This is a genomic window from Aeromonas sp. R7-2, from assembly GCF_040908105.1.
GTDB classification, from domain to species: Bacteria; Pseudomonadota; Gammaproteobacteria; order Enterobacterales; family Aeromonadaceae; genus Aeromonas; species Aeromonas caviae.
The window spans coordinates 331,058-350,496 of the sequence record NZ_JBFODC010000020.1 but is presented as its reverse complement, the minus strand read 5'-3'; the positions used below and the strand labels follow the sequence as shown (position 1 = coordinate 350,496).

The window sequence follows — 19,439 nt, the reverse complement described above, 5'->3', positions numbered from 1 at the left end:
GGCGACCAGATGGTCGCCTTCTTATTGTTTTCTTATATGTATTTTTAATGATTTTTTGTGGATTTTATTTTATCTGAAAAATTACCGAAATATGGCTTTAATGCATCTTTAATAACGGTGCCATTGCTGCTGTTAGCAATTCTTACAACAAGTTCTGCAAGTTCACCATTAGATAGCCCCAAATGTTTACTTATTTGTGTTGACAGTGACTTTCTGTTGTATATTCTCAGAATTAGCTCGTAATCATTATTTTCCACTGCACCTGAGAATAGTGATTTATTTTCTGAATATATATCATCAATATTAATGCTTGATGTGAGACGTTTGAGTTCATCAATTATCCCCCCCTTTCCCTTTGCTTTTTCATTAAAGCAGTTAAGTCTGAATTTTATTTCATTGATGACTCGTAGTGATATTTGGGATTCAATCTCATCTCGTATGCTTTTTATTACGAATTTTTTTACTGAAATGACATCATCATTTTCTTCTCTAAGAAGTTGCTTGCTGGCAATTCTAATTACCTCAGGCACGCAGAATAAGTTTTCAACCTCTGCAACATTTAGTGTGTATATGTCTGAACGCTCTAATTCTTTTATTTCTATGTCGTTTCTTCTATCTCTATCAATTATGCCGAAAACAGTAAGTCTATGTATTTTTTTGTTAATCTTAAGAGATTTTACAATTTGAATAACCTGACTGCAGGAACCACATGGAATAACTAGGTAGTCACTAAGAATAGAACTGTAAAGTGATGAGTCATAGCTACCATTTTCCCCCTCAACAAATACAACAGGCTTTCTGCTTCCAAGTATCTGAATAAGTAAGTCTTCAGGTAAATCCTCCATTTGAGGAACAATCTGCCAATCCCAATTAATGCCATCAAATCCTTTTAGCCATATTTTTTTTGACTCTCGAAGTGAAATGGCAAAGTCGACATCATGAGTTAGATATATAAAAAGACAATCATTACGTAGATTTTCAATCTCCCGCCAAAGAGGAGCTTGGATCGATTTGTGTAAATGAATTTCAGGCTCATCAACGATGATTATTCCATCATTAGGAGCTGCCAGACATTGCCCAATAAGATAAAAAATGACTCGTTCACCATCACTCATTTCTGATGAACTGTATACAGAATCTTTGCTGCCCTTTACGCAAGTCTGAATCCTCAATCCACTTATAATTAGCTCTCTATGTGGAAGTATTTTTTCCCATGTATTTTTTACTAGATCAAGCTTTGTTATTGGTGGAGTTATTCTTGTTTGTGATTTTTTAGAGTCATCCAGATATTTAGTAGACTGTTCTGTATGCTCTGAAAATAAATATACCATTAATTTTTCGAAGTCATTGAGCGATGAAACCGCCGCACTTTTATTACTAGCCCCCCAGCGTCTGTACTCTTTGTACCATAGTGGCCCAGATGAATCGACATTCTGGCTGCCATATAGTAAGTCGCTTTCAGCTAAATTAATAGCAACTGGGGTTGTTGTATCTGGCATTGTTAATAGTTTTTGGGCGGATATTCTATGGACTTTTTCATTTTGTGGTGATTTTAGATCTATCCAAACTCCAAGCCTCGTTTTCCCTGAACCATTAGCACCTATAAATAGCATGCTCTGGTTTGATTCTATTTCAGTTTGATTCCCATTACTATCAGGCAATGTTATTTTAAATTTTTTCATACTCTTAAAAGCCTTAAATTTCTATTTATAAAAACTAGTAGAATTGGGAAATCTAGCGCAGGAATCTGGGACACCCACCTTTCTGTATGGGGCGTAACGTCACCAAATCCCACGCTACCGCCCATGGATTACAGCTTCCAATATGCGCCATTGACCAGCGAGAGGAATCTGGGACACCCACCTTTTTGTATGGGGCGTAACGCCACCAAATCCCACGCTACCGCCCATGGATTACAGCTTCCAATATGCTCCATTGACCAGCGAGGGCAGTGGCCCATCGCAGTTCAACAGGTTCCAGATAGCCACTGTAAGACAAACGAAACTACCCAAGCGAGCCTTAAAATGATGTAACCATCGGAATCACATCGTTTTTTGAACTTGATCAGCAAATTGTGCAATCTGGGGGTGAAATCTGGAGAAATCTGGGACACCCACCTTTTTGACAGCGGCGTAGCCCTGTACTTGGCTTGAGGTGTCACTGTCAGGGAGTGAGCCATGACCATTGCCCGTTCACGTCAAATCAGTTTGCAGGATACGCCTTACTATCATGTGGTCAGTCGCTGTGTGCGGCGGGCGTTTCTGTGCGGGGAAGATGCCCACTCCGGCCAGAGTTACGAGCATCGGCGTCAGTGGGTAGTGGACAAGTTGGGCCAATTGTCGCGACTGTTTGCCATCGGTGTGTGTGCCTATGCGGTGATGAGCAATCACTATCACCTGGTGCTCAAGGTCGAGTCGGATACCGCTGCCAATTGGAGCGAGCGGGAGGTGGCCGAGCGTTGGGCGGCGCTGTTCCAGTGGCCGCTGCTGGTACGACGCTGGTATCAGGGGGAATCCCTGATTGAGCCCGAACTGGCCGTGGTGCAACAGCTGATAGGACAGTGGCGGGATCGCCTGCATTCCATCAGCTGGTTTGTGCGGTTGCTCAACGAAAACCTGGCTCGGCAGTCCAATCGGGAAGATGGTTGCAAGGGCCATTTCTGGGAAGGGCGCTTCAAGAGCCAGGCCTTGCTCACCGAGCCAGCCCTGCTGGCCTGCATGGCCTATGTTGATCTCAATCCGATACGAGCGGGATTGTCCGACCGGCCTGAACAGAGCGATTACACCAGCCTCAAGCAGCGTCTCGATGGCGAGCAGTCCGCCGCCCCATTGCCGCCGTTGCTGTTGCCATTCGCGCACGACGCGCGACCCGATAGCCTACCATATGCCTTTGCGGATTACCTGATGCTGGTGGACTGGACAGGTCGCGCCATCCGAGTGGACAAACGGGGTCATATCCCGGCTTCTCTTGCCCCCATCCTGGTGCGGCTGGGGTTGGACGAGGTGCGCTGGCTCAAGCAAGTGACGCTGTTTCGGCGCCAGGGCATCAGAGTGGTGGGTGACAAAGAGCATTGTCAGCAGTTTGCTTGGCACTGTGGCCAGCGACGGTGTCATCAACCATCCCTTTGAGTGATGAATGCTCGCATCATAACAACGTCCGGTATCGCGCCAGCACCCCGCCTGTGTGATCGCATCTGAATTGGCGTCATCGATGCCAAGACATTCTCTTTAATCCCCCGAGTTTCACAAATGCCATCGCAAATGCTGGATGACGAGTTGTGCTGGGCGCTGGATGAAGGCTTTCTCCAAAAGGTGGCTGTCCTGATAAGGCGCCATGAATTGGCGTCATCGATGCCAAGACATTCTCTTTAATCCCCCCGAGTTCCACAAATACTATCGCAATGCTGGATGACGAGTTGTGCTGGGCGCTGGATGAGAGCTTTCTCTAAAAGATGGCTGTCTTGATAACTCTTTCTCCAAAAGATGGCTGTCCTGATAAGGCGGGTTGGGGAATAGGGGCTATCGGCCCTTTGTTATCAGGCCGTTTTTTCACAACGCTGCGACACCGTGGGTGTTGCTTGAGCAGGTGATTTTTGCATCAGTGAAACAGAGTGGGTGATATGGTTCCTCCAATGGAACAATCCGTACACAAAGATGGCTGTCCCAAATAAAAAGGGACCTTATCTTGCTCGGCCCATGGAGAAGGGGGGAGATGACGACGTCCCTTGGGGATCTTTTACAAGAGTCGGCAAATATGGGGATCCACCTTTCGCTCGCATGACCAAACCTGATGCCAAGGGGCGGGTTTGCCGATATCTCGAATGGGGGCAGCGTTGGCAATAAATAACAAGGGCGACCAGTTGGTCGCCCTTGTGTGATGGGCAGAAGCGCGTGCTCTGCCTGTGAAGGTGACGGTTATTGCAAATCCGTGCTCAGGCTGGGGGCGCCGAAGTTCACCAGGGTGGCATGGGAGTGCTCGAAGTACTGTGACCAGAAGTCACCGAGTGCATCCATGGTCTTGCCGGAACGATAGGCGTGTTTCACCGCGTCGGTCACCAGCCCGGCCCCCGTGACGTAGACGCGAGCGCCTTGCAGATCGGCAAACAGCCCCTTGCTCTTGGCCTGCTTGAGCTCGTCACCGACATTGAGCTGCTTGATCTTGTTGGTGGCATAGAAGCTGGTGTAATCGGAGTGCTCCAGCATGTCCGAAATGAGGAACACGACGCGGTCATTGACGCCTTGCTCGGCCTTCATATCTTCACCCACCTTGCGCAGCGAGTTCATGATCTCGCTCTTGGGGATGTCCTGGCGGGCATCACGCAGTGCTTTCACGAACTGTTTGCCAAAGCCGTTACGAAAGACCTTGGTCTGCGTCGTCAGGCAGGTGTCCAGGCCGCGCAATTTGCGCATGCTGACATCGTCCCGGATCTCCCCTTCCAGCGGCATATCCAGTTGCCCCGCGTAGGCCAGGCGAAGGTATTCGCCTGGCAAGAAGGCGGAGAAGGTATAGAGCTTGACGCGATCACCAGCCTGCACGAACCGCTCGATCTGCCCCCAACTGCTGCGTTGCAGATCGTCAGGCATCGGAATGGTCTGGTCGATGATGACCACCAGTTCGCGGCCGGTGCCCGCAGGCTTGATGTCGGTCAGGCCATTGCGCTCATAGCAGCTCTGTATGTCGTTACGCTCGGCCGCCAACGCTGCACAAGGTAGCGTCAACGCCAGTAGCAATACCTGGGTGATCTTCACGATTAGGCACTCTGCTTGGTGGGAAAGAGGCCCAGGGTCTTGAGGGCCATCTGCTGTTCACGGATATCACGCAACTGCGCTTCGTCCACCCCCAGTGCGCGGCTGGCTGCTGCCAGACTCTCTTCGGGCAGGCCAGTGACATCATGGAAATCGGCGGCCTTGACGGCAGCGCCGGTCTGGCCGGGGGCGTCAGTGGTGGGCGGGAGAGCCGCCTCTGCCTGCGCAACAGCCGGTTGTACGGCGGGTGCCGGCTCGGCTTGCACTGCCGGTGCGATCTGGGGGGCCGCCTGAGGGGCCGGCTTGGGCGGTACGGTGCCTGCCTTGTACTCGATAAAGGCCAGGAAATTGCGATGGGCGGATTTCTCCCCTTCCAGCGCCCCCAGCACACCCGAGTTGGTATGGTCACGGCTCGACAACAGGGTCTGCAAGCGGCGGAGCTTGTCATCGGCATGGCTGGCAATGGCGGTGCGTTGCTGGTCCATCGCGTCCAGCATCTCTTCGGCGGTCGCGTATTCGTGTGTCAGACGCCAGGCTGTTTTGGAATGGGTGCCCGCAAAGTGGTATTTGCTGGCAAGCCAGATGCTGATCCCCTGGATGGCGATGTAGATGAGCGACAGCATGACGTAGGTGGTCAGGCTGGCCTCACGGATGGCCTGCATCTTGTCTTCGATGGTGGCCTCTTCCGCCTCGTTGTTGATGGCTTGAGACTCTTCCGGCAGATCAAACGGCGACCCCATGCTGCTGTCACTCTGTGCCGTTGTTTCGGCGCGCATGTTGTTGACCATCTCGGTTTCGATGCTGTCGAGGGTGGCTGAACGCACCACGAAGGCGCCCACTGCCATGCAGGCAACAAACGAAGCACAGACAATCAGCCAGACAAACTTGCGGCTGACACCTGAATTCACGTCTTTCAGGCGGGCCAGCAGCTGCTCGTAGTCAGGTTTGTCAGAGTCCGAGAAGGAGTCTTCCAGATTGATGGCCTTGTTTGCCTTGAGGGTACGGGAGCGTTTTGAGGGCTCTTCCCCTTGCCACCAGTGACGCGCCCGGGCGATCAGGCTGTTGTGATGCAGGGAGTGTCCGGCCACTTCAGCCAGGAATGCGGATGCAACGGCGAGCAGCAGAGCCGTCGCGGCTGCCAGCAGGTGACGGTCATTGGTGGAGGCATCCATGTTCATCCAGCCTGCCAGCACGTAGGCAAAGCCCATTGCCTCGACCAGCACCAGCACCAGCACCAGAGCAAGCACCCACGCCGGGCGCGGGGAGCGGCCGGCCTCTCCTGCCTTGGCAAGGTAGTCGAGGGAGGCGTTGTAGGCATCTGTCCCCTTTAAATGTTTCTTGTATTCGCGGTAGTACACATTTGACAGGGTCACTTCATGGTTGATCCAGCCATCGCCATCGACCGAGGCCGGCTTGCGGGCGAGACGGGCCACTGTGCCGATCAGCGGCAGGCTGTGCCATACCCGGATCAGGAAGTAGGAAACATGCTCCCAATGCCGCCACACCACCACGGCGCTGACGAGGAATGAAACAATGCCAACGGTCAGCATCTGGTTGGCGAGGATCAGCGTCTTGAGCGCTGCCAAAGAAAAGTCTTCCACTAAGTTTCTCCGTTTTCTTATTTGGAATGGGTGGCGGGAATGGGCATGTACGAAGCCACATAAGCCTCGGAACCTGCCGGATAGAACAGGGCTCCCTGGCTTACCTTGGCGTTGCCTTTGCTGAACACGAGATCCATGCAGGACACCGACGCCTTGGGATCGCTGGTGAAGACGCGGTATAGCACCTCACTCTCGCCCTCATAGGTGTTGGCCACCGCCTTGAGGGTCTGGGGCTTCTTCTGATTCGAGGATTTGTAACCCTGAACGACTTGCAGGATCGGTTGACGATCGACCCGGGCGTTGTCACGCAAGATGGAAACCGGAGAGACAGTCACCAGGTGGCCGTTGACGGTATTGGCCCAGACGCGATTGTTATAGCCGGGCATGTACTCCTTGGTGGCATGGCGCGGGAGAGGCTTGTCGTCTGCCATGCTCAGTACCTGGCCTGCACTGCGTGGCTTATCTGCCTCACAGCTCGACATCGGCATGTCGCTTGCGTATGCGCTGCTGATCAGTGCAAAACCACTCGCCTTGGGTTTGATGTTCTGAGCCATGTTCCACTGATAGGTGCCGGCAGGCTTGCCGCCGAAGTCCACTGCGGCCTTGGCATCGGGCAGTGCCTTGGCCGTGCTGGTGTTTGAGGCGCTCTGCTTGGCGGCGGGTTGGCGAGGGGCGGTTTGCGACGTGGCCGCCACCTTGCTTGAACCGCTTGCGGACTGAGCCGCCGGTTTGGTCGCAGCCACACGCGGTTTGGCGGTATCGGAAGCCCCATAACGCAGATAGCGGGTGTTGTTCTCTTCGGATTGGGCCCGCATGACCAGAGCCTGCTCGTTCGCCAGTTCTACAATTTCGACCCGGCGATTCTGACCGCGAAGCAAGGGGTCGCTGTTGTCTGCGATGGGGCGCGACGAACCCGCGCCTTGATAGTAAATGGAAGAGGCCGGGATCCCCGATGCGACCAGGACCTTGCCGACGGCTCGCGCACGTTGCTCGGAGAGTCGCAGGTTGAGTTCTGCAGGGCCGGTGGCGTCACTGTGGCCGACGAGAAGGATACGGCGCTGATCCGAGGCGTCTGTGGCTGCGGGTTTGGCATAGAGCTGGGCCAGTTTCGTGACCACGCGCAGGCCGCTCTCTGTGAGTTGGGCAGAACCACTCGAGAACATGCCGGAATCGGGGATCTGGGCCACAAGGCCGGCGTCCTGAGGGACACCGGTCACTGCGGCTGGCTCGGCAACGGTCAGCTTCTCGGTAGCGATGTTGAGATTCTCTTCCTTTGCTATCCGGTCAAGCTCTTGTAGCCTGGACTGCCACATATAGCCTGCCGCGCAGCCCAGCGCTCCACCGAGGGCAACCCCCGCGACAGCCCCTTTTTTCCCGTTGATGGCGTAGCCCGCAGCCCCTCCTGCAATCATGCCAGCCCCACAAAGCACCGGCATGCCGTAATCCTTGCCGATATCATTGACCGTGGATTTGAAATTCTGCATCTGCTGAGAGCTGCAACCCACGGCGGCAATCAATACACAGCTGAGAGGTGCAAGACGAAACGATTTATCCATAGCGATTCCTTGCCATTTATATTTAATAGCGAGATTCAGACATGCCAGTGAGGCCAGAGAAAAGCGTCTTCGGGTGGAGTGAAATATCGACACTTGCTGACATAAGAGATATTAACGCGGGCTGATGTTTAATATCGGCGCCAGGCGTGCTCATTCTCGCAAGCGGCTGTGTCTGATATGTCCTGAGTGTCAGAAGAGGCAATTATCTATGCGGTTCAATAGGTATCGAGTGGCTATGATAAGCCAAACGAGCCTGTTCATGCGAGTGGAAAAGTGATGCAACCATAGGAAAAACATCAACTTTCCAATATCTTTGCCCATCTCCCCGACGCTGAACACAAAGAGGGTTATTGTGACGCTCTTGTGATTTGTGAAAGGCGCAGGCCGATTATCGCTATTGAGGATGAGGGCTGTTGGGGGAAGTATGTGGTTACCCCCACTGACAGTGCTGGAGAAATAATGTTCATGGGAAGGATAACGTCTGGCATCCCGTTTATATAATGGATTTATTGTCGATAAATATGTCTGACAACAGTTTATAGAGTGGGGCACAGGCAGTGCGAAGCATTGCAAGAGCATTGTTGAACGCATTGTTTGATAATATTGTCGAAAGGGTTTGGGCAGGAACAATCAGATGGCGATAACAACGCGATCCCGAAGAGAGAAGATTGGGAGCGGGCTCGGGCTGGTGATGGGGCTCATCGCCTTTAACCTGATTGTGCCCCTGCTTCCGGTTGCAACAGAGATGTCGGATATGACCCGGATGATAGGTGCCATGGTCAGCGCCATGCTTTGCGCCGAGCTGGGCGCCAGGATTGGCAAGTGGCGGGATGCCAAAGAGCAGGCCAGGTCGGCAGAGTAACTCGACGTGAGAAGAGCGCCAATCGCCCGAGTGCGGCGGTGTGTGCGGGTGTAACAGGCAGGGCGACATTTGTCGCCCTGCCTGTTTTGCTATCGCGGTTTGCCGCTCAAGCGCCGCGCCGCCAGGGGTCGCTTCGATGGGAGGAAGGTGGCCAGGGTGTCGCGGGGCGATGCCGCATTGCATCAGAAGGCGCCTGGAGCGAGATGACGCCAAGGCTGGATCTGCGAGGGAAATCCTGAGATCGTGCAGGCAGTTATCTGGTTATCCCCTTGAGAGGAGTACCCATGCGCATTGCCCTGATTGGCCTTGGCGATATCGCCCGGAAGGCCTATCTGCCGCTGCTTGCAAACGACGAGCGAGTCACCCCGCTGCTCTGTACCCGGAGTCCCTCGGTGCTCGGCAAACTGGCGCGCCAGTACCGGATTGGCGAGTGTTTTACCGAGGTCGATGCGCTGCTGGCGAGCCGACCTGATGCGGTGATGATCCACGCTGCCACCGCCGTGCACGGCAAACTGGCGGAGCTGTGCCTGCGTGCCGGCATTCCCACCTTTGTGGACAAGCCGCTGTGTGACAACGCAGGAGAGGTGGAGGCGCTCGCCAATCTCGCCATCGCCAGGGACTGCCCGCTATTTGTGGGCTTCAACCGTCGCTATCTGCCCGCCATGGCCGCCGCACGCGGCCAGCCGCTGACCGAGCTCCATTGGCAAAAGCACAGGCACGCCCTGCCAGGGGTGCCTCGCCAGTTTCTGTTCGACGACTGTATCCATGTGCTCGACAGTCTCTGCTGTTATGGCGGCGAGCCGGACGGGGAGCTGCATGCGGTGCTGCGACGCAGCAGTGAGCAGCCCGAGCTGCTGGCCGGGGTGAGCGTCGCCTGGCAGAGCGGGCAGGTGGCAGTGAACGGCAGCATGAATCGCAGCGCCGGCATGACCGAGGAGCGCATCGATGCCTATGGCGACAACCTCACTCTGCATATCGAGAACTGCACCCGTGGCCTGCTTGCGCGAGACAACACAGTGCAGACCCTGGCACCGGGCGACTGGCAGCCCGTGCTGGCGAGCCGAGGCTTTGTCGCCATGCTCGAGCACTGGTATGGGCAGATTGACGTCGGGCGGGCAGACGGGGCGCTGGTCGAGAGCTACCTGCAAAGCCATCGACTGGCGGAGCGCCTCGTCGCCCTAGCAAAGGGATGACCCGGAGGCAAGGGGCTGGTGACGCCGGCAGGCATCACTGGCCAGAGAAGCGGCAGAGCACTGTATGAGATGGTGGCTCCTTGCGCAGTCAGCCGGGAAAGGTGCCAGCGAGCGAGCCAAGCGAAGGCGGGTTTGTTATCTTGGCGGCCATCAAGAGCTGCAGGGCAAGAGATCGCAATGAACAAGGTGTCGAAGATGAGATGGCTGACCGCAGTGGGCGGGGTATTCCGTTCATGAGCATCATTCTGGGGATTGATCCCGGTTCGCGCATCACCGGTTACGGGGTCATTCGCATCGTCGCGGGCAAGGCGGAATATCTGGGATCGGGCTGCATCCGCACCGATCTGGGGGAGCTGCCGTCTCGCCTGAAGCAGGTCTATGACGGGGTGAGCGAGATCATTACCCAGTTCAAGCCGGACGAGTTCGCCATAGAGCGGGTCTTCATGGCGCGCAACGCGGACTCGGCCCTGAAGCTCGGCCAGGCCAGGGGAAGTGCCATCGTCGCGGCGGTCAATGCCCTGCTGCCGGTGAGCGAGTACTCGGCCACCCAGATCAAGCAGGCGGTGGTGGGCACTGGTGGCGCCGCCAAGGAGCAGGTGCAGCACATGGTGACCCATCTGCTCAAGCTCTCTGCCACCCCCCAGGCGGATGCGGCGGATGCCCTCGGGGTGGCGCTCTGCCACTTCCACACCCGTCAGAGCCTCATTCGCATGGCCGGGCGGGCCAGCGGATCGGTGCGCGGCCGTTATCGCTGATCCCCGGAGGAGGGCTACCCGGTGTTGGCAGGGGAGCGCCGGGTGCCGGAGCTGCTGGCAAAATCGCTGGTAGGGTCACAATCTGTCGCGTCCCTCCATAGGACTCCCGTGGAGAAGCGCACCGGGCGGGGGGATATCTTTCTACTTTATCAATAACTTGTGACCTTCATCACATATCCGCGATGAGCCGGGTCGGTTTCGTCTTGCTCCGCCACACTCCCATAATATGGCGCCTGTTCAATAACAGTGTCCGTATGAGCCTTTCTGGCTCTCGTGTTAATCATCATGGGAGAGACAAGAGTGAAACCTTTTGCTGCTGAATTTATGGGAACCTTCTGGCTGGTACTGGGAGGCTGCGGGAGCGCCGTGCTGGCTGCCGCCTTCCCCAATGTGGGGATCGGCCTGCTGGGCGTCGCCCTGGCGTTCGGTCTGACCGTGCTGACCATGGCCTATGCCATCGGTCATATCTCGGGTTGCCACCTTAACCCGGCCGTGACCGTCGGGCTCTGGGCCGGTGGCCGCTTCCCGGCCTCCAACGTGCTGCCCTACATCGTGGCCCAGGTGCTTGGCGGGATCGTGGCTGGTGGCGTGCTCTATGTCATTGCCAGCGGACAGGCGGGTTTTGATGTGAGCGCAGGCTTTGCTTCCAACGGCTATGGCGAGCATTCCCCCGGTGGTTACAGCCTGCTGGCCGCACTGGTGTGTGAAGTGGTGATGACCGGTTTCTTCCTGTTTGTCATCATGGGGGCCACCGACAGCCGTGCGCCGGCCGGGTTTGCTCCCATCGCCATCGGTCTGTGCCTGACCCTCATCCACCTCATCAGCATTCCGGTGACCAACACCTCGGTCAACCCGGCGCGCAGCACTGGCGTGGCGCTTTTTGTCGGTGACTGGGCCGTGGGCCAGCTCTGGCTGTTCTGGGTTGCCCCCATTGTCGGTGCCATTCTGGGTGCATTGGCCTATCGTGTGATCGCCACGAAAGAGTGATGTGTTGCTAGTTAACGTGTGGTATCGACACGCCCCCGGGCGTGTTTTTTTATGTCTGAAGGAATACCGGGCAGGGCGCCATGCTGACGATAGGGTGCGGCATGATCACAGTCCCTTGGCGCTCAGCATCTCTTTGTAGCGCTGATGCAGCAGCTTGACCCGTTCCACATAGGCCCGGGTTTCGGCATAGGGCGGTATGCCGCCGTGTTTTTGCACCGCACCGGCGCCTGCATTGTAGGCGGCGGTGGCCAGGGCCACATTGCCGTCATACTGCTTGAGCAGACCCGCCAGGTATTTCACCCCGCCAAAGATGTTCTGCTCCGCCAGCAGGGCGTTGCCGACCCCGAGCTCGCGCGCCGTGGCGGGCATCAGTTGGGTCAGTCCCATGGCGCCCTTGCGGGAGACGGCCAGAGGATTGAAAGCGGACTCGGCATGGATCAGTGCCCGGATGAGGGCAGGCTCGACCTGATAAGCCTTGGCTGCCGCCTGTATGGTGCTGGCGTAGTCATAGAGGAAGAGGCCTGTCGTGCGCCAGTTGACCTTGGACGCCGGATCGCAGGCATAGCAGTCGTTGAACAACAGCAGTTCGTAGTGACCCTGCTCCGGCATCATGTCGGAATAGCGTATGACCCCGTTCTTTTGTACCGACTTGTAGACCTGGATCTGACGGCTTGCAGGCTTAGCGGGTTCAGGGGAGGGGAGCGGCGCAGTGGTGAGCGCCACGGTACGCGGCGTGGGAACCGGGGGGGAGACAGCCGTCTCCGGGGTCAGGATCACCACCTCGGCCGGTGGCGGTATCTGAGCCGGGGCTGCGTGGGAAAACAGCGGCATCATGCCCAGCAACATCCATGCTTTCAACGGCTTGCTCCTTAAGCCTCGTTAGCCACGTTGAGTAAAGCATTCGGGATGGCGCAGAACAAGTGCCCGTGAACAGGGGAGGCTGGAAATGTGATGGCAGAGGGACGGCCGTCTGTGTGCTCACTCAGGACAAGGGGCGCGGCTCATGGCGTCAAGGGGCGGATGATCGCAACCTCGTCTTTTCCATCGAGTTATTGGCTTTTTTGTAAGTTAAAGCCGTGTTATCTTGCTGTTGCTCCACTCTGGTCAGATCTCTTCGTGGAGCCTGAGAGCGAGCAGGAGAGGGCCGGTATGGCCAGAGCGAAATGGGCATGACAAGCAGGCGAGCGATGGAGCTCACATTCGAAGAGTACTGTGATGCGGATCTTTCCCTCATCAGAGACTATTACGAGACGACGTTTTCCCACTATGTGCCGGATTTGGCAGAACGGATTTTTGTGGTTCGTGATGCGCACTGGCTGGTGGGGGCGGTGCGCCTGCGCGATGAACAGGATTACTACCACTTGTGCGGCTTTCGTCTGCTCCCTCACTACCAGTCTCTGGGGCTGGGGTCCCGCCTGCTGCAGCATGCCTGCCGCGATCTTTCCGACAAGCCCGTGATCTGTCACGCCCTGCCGTTCGAGAAACCCTTCTACCTCAAGGCGGGATTTGACCACCTTCCCCTGCATGAACTCGACGGACCCCTTCACTCCCACTATCACCAGCAGCACGAACAGGGTTACCAGATCGAGCTGCTGGTGCGTCAGGCGAAGGCGCCTGTTTTCAACTGACGTCTTATTGGGGTTTGGTCAGCAGGTGGATCTTGCCTGGTGACAGCTCCAGCCCCAGCAGATTTTCCTTGAGCCAGGCCTGATTGGGGTCCTTGTCATCCAGCTTGTAGACAGGCTGGGTCTCCAGCCGTTTCTCCATGCTTTGCAGCAGCATCCTCAGCATGAAACCAAACTTCTGTTCCGCCGCGGCAGGCTCCAGCTTGTAATCGATGAGCTTCATGTTGTCGAGGAAGAGCGCACTCCTGGCCTTGTCGTAGCGGGGCCTCGCCTCATAGGTCATGTTGAGGCGCGCGTCATACTCGGTCTGATCCGGGAGCGCGATTTTCAACTTGCCTTTGCCAAACACCCTGGCGGTATCCGGGCTCTGGCGACCAATCTGCACATCGCTCTGCTCGAGTTGCACATGGGCCTTGATGATGCCGGGCAATTCCAGCTGTTTGTCCACTTGCACCTGGGATTGCAGGTACTGATTTATCTGCTGCTCATTGATGTCATATGAGCCTTGACCTAGCATGGCCAGACTCAGCAGCATAGATTGCAGGATCATGCTAACGACCTGATAGAATGGGTGTGCCCCATAGCATACCATCCCGACCCTGTGGGGTCTGCCCGTGCCATCTGTCCAATACACCAAGGAGTCGCCTTGCTCGACGGTCTGGAATACGACATTCAGTTGCTGTTTTCCCGCTTTCTCGGCTGGTTGTTGCTGTTGTTTCACACCGTGATCGTGGCAGGGATCTCCCTGCGGGTGGTGATGAAGCGACGTCCCATCGGGGTATCTCTTGCCTGGTTGGCCCTCATCTATGCCATCCCCTTCGCCGGGGTCGGTTTCTACGTGCTGTTTGGCGAGATACGCCTCGGTCGCAAGCGGGCGGAGCGGGCCCAGGCCATGTACCGTCCTTACGCCATCTGGATCCGCCAGCTCGCGCGCCTCTTCCCCCAGCACTGCTGCGAGGTGGGCAGCAAGGCACGCCCGCTCCACGATCTGATCCAGGGGCGCTTGGCCATGCCTATGCTCTCGGGCAACCGGATGACCCTGCTGCACAAGCCCAAGAGCATCGTAGAGGAGATAGTGCGCGACATCCGGGGCTCCTCCCAATCCTGTTATCTGGAGTTCTACATCTGGCACCCCGGCGGGGATGTGGACGAGGTGTGCGAGGCGTTGATGGAGGTGGCGGCACGCGGCGTGGATTGTCGTGTCTTGCTCGACTCCATCGGCAGCAAGACCTTCTTCCGCTCCTCCTGGCCCAAAACCTTGCGTGCCGCTGGTGTCAAAGTCGTGGAAGTGTTGCCGGTCGGCGCCTGGCGCATCCCGTTTCAGCGCCAGGACTTGCGCATGCACCGCAAGCTGGTGGTGATCGATGACAAGGTTGGTTACACCGGCTCCATGAACATGGTGGATCCCCGTTTCTTCAAGCAGGATGCCGGGGTCGGCCAGTGGGTCGACATCATGATCCGGGTGCAGGGCCCCGTGGTGCCGTTGATGTGGTCCACCTTCGTCTGGGACTGGGAGATGGAGACCGGCGAGCGGCTGCTCGACAGTCTGCAACATGAGCCGGAAGCCTGGCCACAGACCAACTATCGAGCCCAGCTCATTCCCTCAGGCCCCTTCGTCGGCGGTGACTGCATCCAGCAGAGCCTGCTGCTCGCCATCTACCAGGCTCGTCACCATCTGGTGCTGACCACCCCCTATTTCGTGCCGGACGATCCGCTGGCTGCGGCCCTCTCTTCGGCGGCGGCCCGCGGCGTGCTGGTGCAGTTAGTTCTGCCTGCGCGCAACGACTCCCTGATGGCCAACCACGCCAGCAACTCCTTCATGGAGGATCTGCTGGCGGCAGGAGTGGAGATATACCGCTATGATGCCGGACTGCTGCACACCAAGAGCGTGTTGGTGGACGATGATTTCGCCCTGGTGGGCACGGTCAACCTCGACCGGCGCAGTCTCTGGCTCAATTTCGAGATCACCCTGCTCATCGACAACCCGGTGTTTGTCGCCGAGATGAACCAGCTGGTGCAGGGCTACATGCTGGAGGCGACCCCCATGTCACTGACCAGGTGGCGTGCCCGCCCCTGGTACAAAAAATTGCTTGAGAACATCTTCTACCTGTTCAGCCCCCTGCTGTGACAGCCAGAGCGTGGAACCCAAGCCGTTGTCTGGCTTGTGTTGATGCCCATCCTCCCCGTAGAGTGCGCCCATGCACCCGCCATTGAACCATTGTGGAGAAACAGAACTGATGAAGAAAAAAGTGGCCTTGGCCGTCGGAGCCGTGTTGGTGGTGGGAGGGCTTGGCGCCTGCTGGTACACGGGCAATACGTTCGACCGGATCCTGGCCGAGCAGATCGCCAGGGCGCAGCAGGAGAGCGGAATCGAAGTCACCTGGAGCCCGGAGACGGAGAATCTGTTCACCCGCGACGGCGTGCTCAAGGTGGTGGTGCCGCCCCAGACGCTGGCGAGTTTTGATCCCCAGCTGGCGGGAAGCGAACCCATCGAGATGCAGTTCGCGTTCAACAGCCGCCTGTTGCCGCTCTATATCAAGAGCCACCTCCAGCTTGATACCGCACAGGGCACGCTGGCGCCCATCCTGACCTCTCTGGGGATGCAGCAGTGGCAACTGGGGGCAGAATCGGCGAGCAGCCTCTGGACCATGAGCAACAGTTCCCGCTTCTGGGTGAGTGACTTCAAGGTCAAGGAGGGGCTCAACGAGTTCACCTTCCTGCCCTTGAACGGCGACTATCGCGGGGATCTCGACGGCAATGGCCATCTCACCGCCCACTGGTTGGGGATGACGGTCCACGATGCCCAGAGCAAGACAGATCTGGCCTTGGCGGATCTCAAGGGCAGTGCCGACATGGCCGAGATCAGCGGGCTCTGGCTCTCTCCCCGCAGCGATGCGACCCTCACGGCCTTCACCCTGACCCAGCCGGGGAACGTCAAGATCACGCTGGAGGGGCTGACCACGGCCACCGAGCTGGCGGGGGACGATCTTCAGACGCTCTCCACTCGCTATCAGATGAAGGTGGCGACCCTCAACATGGAGAGCGAGGAAGACCGGCTCGCGCTGACCCAGGGAAATCTGGATCTCTCCCTCAAGGGGCTGGATCTCGAGGGGTATCAGACGCTGCAAGAGGCCAGCAGCAAACGGGTGGACGAAGCGGCCATCCAGGAAGCGCTGGACAAGATGCTCCAGAGAGGGGCCACGCTGGAACTGGCGGATCTGAGTGCGCGATTGAACGGTGAGCCTGTCAGCCTGCAAGGGGAGGCCAAGCTGGCGTCCACCACCCTGGCACAGTTGATGGGCAGCGAGGAGGGGATGCAGGCACTCTCCGGTCTGCTTCATGCCCACCTTGGGGAGACGCTGGGCCAGGCCGTTCCCCAGTTGGCCCCCATGCTGGAGCAATTCACTGCCATGGGATATCTGAAGGCGCAGGAGTCACAGCTTCAGGCCGAGCTCAAGCTCGACAAAGGGGCCGTGACCGTCAATGGTCTGCCGCTGCACCCGTGAGTGCCGCGCAATGAAAAAGGCTCCCTCGGGAGCCTTTTTTCTGGGGGCGCGCAGCCGCTTACTTGAACACGACTGTCTTGTTGCCGTAGACGAAGACCCGCTCGTTCAGCACCAGTTCCAGCGCCCGGCTCAGCACGGATTTCTCCACGTCGCGTCCGGCCTTGGCCATGTCATCGGCACTGAAGGTGTGATCGACGTGGATCACGTCCTGCTCGACGATGGGGCCTTCATCCAGATCGTCTGTGACGAAGTGGGCGGTGGCACCAATCAGCTTGACCCCGCGGTCGAAGGCCTGACGATAGGGGCGGGCGCCGATGAAGGCAGGCAGGAAGGAGTGGTGGATATTGATGATCTTGCGCGGATAGGCTTCGACGAAGCTTGGGGTCAGCACACGCATGTATTTGGCCAGGATGACGTAATCCGGCTGGTAGCCATCAATGAGCGTGCGCACTTGCTCCTCATGCTCGGTGCGGCTCAGATCCTCGTGGCTCACGCAGTGGAAGGGGATGTCGAACTTGCCGGTCAGCTCGGCGAGGGTGTCGTAGTTGCCGATGACCGCGACGATGTCCATGTCCAGGGCGCCGGCATAGTTCTTCATCAGGATGTCGCCGAGACAGTGGGTCTCCTTGGTCACCAGGATGACGATGCGCTTCTTGCCCGCCTTGACGAGACGACGCTGGGCGCCGGCAGGCAGGGCATCATCGAGGTCGGCCAGCAGGGTCTCGTCGTTGAAGCGCCCTTCCAGCTCGGTGCGCATGAAGAAGCGGCCGTTTTCGTGATCCACGAACTCGTCGTTCTTGTTGATGTTGAGCTGGTGCTTGTAGCAGATGTTGGTGATCTTGGCGATGAGACCCTTGGCGTCGGGGCAATCGGTCAGCAGTATTTTCTTTTCCATCTCTGTCATGATTCCGTTTGTGATGTTGGCACCCGGTCTGCGCGGGCGCGCGCGTTTTTGCTGGCACTATGCCACAAACGAAATCAGAAAGGACAGCGCGCCGTGTATCGGGTGGTGCTCGCGCGAAAATTGCCGTGCAGCCAGCACCCGGTTTGTCTTTGATGGGTTTTTGGCTGGCATCCTGCGTCTTTTTTCTTTAGGCTGTCTGCGCTTATTCTCAGGGCGGGGCGAAATTCCCCACCGGCGGTATCCCGATGTGACTCGGGGAGCCCGCGAGCGCCCGACCCGGCATTCATCCGGGACGGGGTCAGCAGATCCGGTGAGATGCCGGAGCCGACGGTCATAGTCCGGATGAAAGAGGATAAGACAGATATTGCTGGCCAGACCCTGCCGGGTTGGCTGCCGCATGGCTACTTCTGTCTGCCTTTCCATGCCCTGATTCTGGTCCTTGTCTTTTTTAGGAGTCTTACCATGAATCAGTCTCTACTCAGTGAATTCGGTGATCCCATTGCTCGCGTCGAAGCCGCGCTGGCCGCCCTGCGTGCCGGTCAGGGTGTGCTGGTGGCCGATGATGAAGATCGCGAGAACGAAGGCGATCTCATCTTTGCCGCAGAAACCATGACCAACGAGCAGATGGCCATGATGATCCGCGAGTGCTCCGGCATCGTCTGCCTCTGTCTGACCGACGAGCGGGTTCGCCAGCTCGAGCTGCCGATGATGGTGGAGGCCAACTCCAGCCACTATCAGACTGCCTTCACTGTGACCATCGAAGCGGCGCAGGGGGTGACCACCGGGGTGTCCGCCGCCGATCGCATCACCACCATCCGTGCGGCCATCGCCGACGGTGCCCGGCCCTCCGATCTGCATCGACCCGGCCATGTCTTCCCGCTGCGCGCCCGCACGGGTGGGGTGCTGACCCGCCGTGGTCACACCGAAGCGACCGTCGATCTGATGCAGCTCGCCGGGCTCAAACCTTACGGAGTATTGTGCGAGTTGACCAAGGAAGATGGCTCCATGGCCAGGTTGCCGGACCTGGTGGCCTTCGGTCGCCAGCACCGGATGCCGGTCCTGACCATCGAAGATCTGGTGCAATATCGTCAATTGCTGTCAGAACGTTCAGCCTGAGCCTCATACGAAATTGTAATAAGCCCAAATTTTGGTTACGCTTTGTGCGAACCTCATCCAGGGACACTCATTTTTGCTTAAAGTTTGTACGGAAAGTGTGCAACTAAAAAAAAATGAGGGTTTTAACGCATTTATCTGTGATGAGGCCTATCCAAACTATGATTTTTTTGTGCCATAATCACGCCGCTTGCTAAACGTCTGGCGAGTTAAAGGGAGCTTTTAAAAATGAAAAAAATGTTGTTGGTAGGTGTTGTTGGTCTGTCCGCTCTGCTGGGCGGTTGTGCAAACACCAGCGAACTGGAAACTTCCGTTCAGAATCTGTCTAACAAAGTTGACCAACTGGCTCAAGATGTTAGCGCTGTTCGTGCTGATCAGTCCAAGATCGCTGCTGATGTTGCAGAAGCCAAGCAAGAAGCTATGCGTGCTAACCAGCGCATCGACAACATGGCTACTTCCTACAAGAAGTAATCCATGCGAAAAAATGGCGCATTTCAATGCGCCATTTTTTTTGCCTGAAATTCATCAAATTACCGCGTTTCCCCGCTGAAACCCGCCTGACAAGGCAATGCCGACGAATCGGCATCCCCTC

The 19,439-nt window shown here is 57.0% G+C and carries 17 protein-coding genes and 1 riboswitch; of the genes, 10 read left to right on the top strand and 7 right to left on the bottom strand.

Annotation, left to right across the window (positions count from 1 at the left end; translation table 11 throughout):
- Window positions 1-44: 44 nt before the first annotated feature.
- Complete coding sequence (locus tag AB5Y47_RS06960) at window positions 45-1,682, bottom strand: DUF4435 domain-containing protein (protein ID WP_368220052.1); 1,638 nt, start codon at window positions 1,680-1,682, stop codon at window positions 45-47.
- Between the two features lie 495 nt (window positions 1,683-2,177).
- Between AB5Y47_RS06960 and AB5Y47_RS06955 the strand changes: the two genes are divergently transcribed.
- Entirely contained in the window at window positions 2,178-3,128 is a 951-nt protein-coding gene (locus tag AB5Y47_RS06955; protein WP_368220051.1) for a transposase, read from the top strand.
- 786 nt (window positions 3,129-3,914) lie between these two features.
- Here the strand turns inward: AB5Y47_RS06955 and AB5Y47_RS06950 are convergent.
- Genes AB5Y47_RS06950 through AB5Y47_RS06940 form a run of 3 tightly spaced genes read right to left on the bottom strand, consistent with a single transcriptional unit; the run spans window position 3,915 to window position 7,902 of the window.
- Window positions 3,915-4,748 carry a hypothetical protein gene (locus AB5Y47_RS06950; RefSeq protein ID WP_104454538.1) on the bottom strand — a complete coding sequence of 278 codons (834 nt, stop codon included), beginning with the start codon at window positions 4,746-4,748 and terminating at the stop codon, window positions 3,915-3,917.
- 2 nt (window positions 4,749-4,750) lie between these two features.
- Window positions 4,751-6,346 carry a hypothetical protein gene (locus AB5Y47_RS06945; RefSeq protein WP_324042113.1) on the bottom strand — a complete coding sequence of 532 codons (1,596 nt, stop codon included), beginning with the start codon at window positions 6,344-6,346 and terminating at the stop codon, window positions 4,751-4,753.
- Between the two features lie 17 nt (window positions 6,347-6,363).
- Window positions 6,364-7,902 (bottom strand): OmpA family protein, encoded by a 1,539-nt coding sequence (locus AB5Y47_RS06940; RefSeq protein ID WP_324042112.1) that lies wholly within the window; start codon window positions 7,900-7,902, stop codon window positions 6,364-6,366.
- 634 nt (window positions 7,903-8,536) lie between these two features.
- Here AB5Y47_RS06940 and AB5Y47_RS06935 point away from each other — a divergent pair.
- The 4 genes from AB5Y47_RS06935 (at window position 8,537) to aqpZ (ending at window position 11,699) form a co-directional block, all read left to right on the top strand.
- The gene (locus AB5Y47_RS06935; RefSeq protein WP_113977825.1) at window positions 8,537-8,764 is read left to right on the top strand and encodes a hypothetical protein; all 228 of its coding nucleotides are present in this window, start codon (window positions 8,537-8,539) and stop codon (window positions 8,762-8,764) included.
- 284 nt (window positions 8,765-9,048) lie between these two features.
- The gene (locus AB5Y47_RS06930; protein WP_368220050.1) at window positions 9,049-9,957 is read left to right on the top strand and encodes a Gfo/Idh/MocA family protein; all 909 of its coding nucleotides are present in this window, start codon (window positions 9,049-9,051) and stop codon (window positions 9,955-9,957) included.
- Window positions 9,958-10,190: 233 nt separating this feature from the next.
- Window positions 10,191-10,712, top strand: coding sequence for a crossover junction endodeoxyribonuclease RuvC (gene ruvC / locus AB5Y47_RS06925; protein ID WP_010673515.1), 522 nt, complete (start codon window positions 10,191-10,193; stop codon window positions 10,710-10,712).
- A gap of 300 nt (window positions 10,713-11,012) precedes the next feature.
- Window positions 11,013-11,699: an aquaporin Z gene (aqpZ, locus tag AB5Y47_RS06920; protein WP_010673516.1), complete on the top strand. Its 687-nt coding sequence runs from the start codon at window positions 11,013-11,015 to the stop codon at window positions 11,697-11,699.
- Window positions 11,700-11,804: 105 nt separating this feature from the next.
- On the opposite strand, the gene AB5Y47_RS06915 is transcribed toward aqpZ, so the two are convergent.
- Window positions 11,805-12,545, bottom strand: a complete 741-nt coding sequence (locus tag AB5Y47_RS06915; protein ID WP_368220061.1) for a lytic transglycosylase domain-containing protein — start codon at window positions 12,543-12,545, stop codon at window positions 11,805-11,807.
- 323 nt (window positions 12,546-12,868) lie between these two features.
- On the opposite strand from AB5Y47_RS06915, the gene AB5Y47_RS06910 reads away from it, so the two are divergent.
- A complete protein-coding gene (locus AB5Y47_RS06910; RefSeq protein ID WP_124813657.1) occupies window positions 12,869-13,327 on the top strand; it encodes a GNAT family N-acetyltransferase in 459 nt (152 codons plus the stop codon).
- 4 nt (window positions 13,328-13,331) lie between these two features.
- On the opposite strand, the gene AB5Y47_RS06905 is transcribed toward AB5Y47_RS06910, so the two are convergent.
- The gene (locus AB5Y47_RS06905) at window positions 13,332-13,874 is read right to left on the bottom strand and encodes a DUF1439 domain-containing protein (protein ID WP_029313991.1); all 543 of its coding nucleotides are present in this window, start codon (window positions 13,872-13,874) and stop codon (window positions 13,332-13,334) included.
- A 96-nt stretch (window positions 13,875-13,970) separates the two neighbouring features.
- On the opposite strand from AB5Y47_RS06905, the gene cls reads away from it, so the two are divergent.
- Together cls and AB5Y47_RS06895 are read left to right on the top strand one after the other, a co-directional pair.
- Window positions 13,971-15,452, top strand: coding sequence for a cardiolipin synthase (gene cls / locus AB5Y47_RS06900; RefSeq protein ID WP_010673520.1), 1,482 nt, complete (start codon window positions 13,971-13,973; stop codon window positions 15,450-15,452).
- A gap of 109 nt (window positions 15,453-15,561) precedes the next feature.
- Entirely contained in the window at window positions 15,562-16,830 is a 1,269-nt protein-coding gene (locus tag AB5Y47_RS06895; protein WP_368220049.1) for a DUF945 family protein, read from the top strand.
- 58 nt (window positions 16,831-16,888) lie between these two features.
- Here the strand turns inward: AB5Y47_RS06895 and purU are convergent, their stop codons facing one another.
- The gene (gene purU, locus AB5Y47_RS06890) at window positions 16,889-17,725 is read right to left on the bottom strand and encodes a formyltetrahydrofolate deformylase (RefSeq protein WP_029313992.1); all 837 of its coding nucleotides are present in this window, start codon (window positions 17,723-17,725) and stop codon (window positions 16,889-16,891) included.
- Window positions 17,726-17,934: 209 nt separating this feature from the next.
- Window positions 17,935-18,092, top strand: a riboswitch (FMN riboswitch).
- Window positions 18,093-18,196: 104 nt separating this feature from the next.
- On the opposite strand from purU, the gene ribB reads away from it, so the two are divergent.
- Both ribB and AB5Y47_RS06880 read left to right on the top strand, forming a co-directional pair.
- Entirely contained in the window at window positions 18,197-18,850 is a 654-nt protein-coding gene (gene ribB / locus AB5Y47_RS06885) for a 3,4-dihydroxy-2-butanone-4-phosphate synthase (RefSeq protein WP_010673523.1), read from the top strand.
- A gap of 225 nt (window positions 18,851-19,075) precedes the next feature.
- The gene (locus AB5Y47_RS06880; protein WP_010634682.1) at window positions 19,076-19,318 is read left to right on the top strand and encodes an Lpp/OprI family alanine-zipper lipoprotein; all 243 of its coding nucleotides are present in this window, start codon (window positions 19,076-19,078) and stop codon (window positions 19,316-19,318) included.
- The last annotated feature ends 121 nt before the right edge of the window (window positions 19,319-19,439 follow it).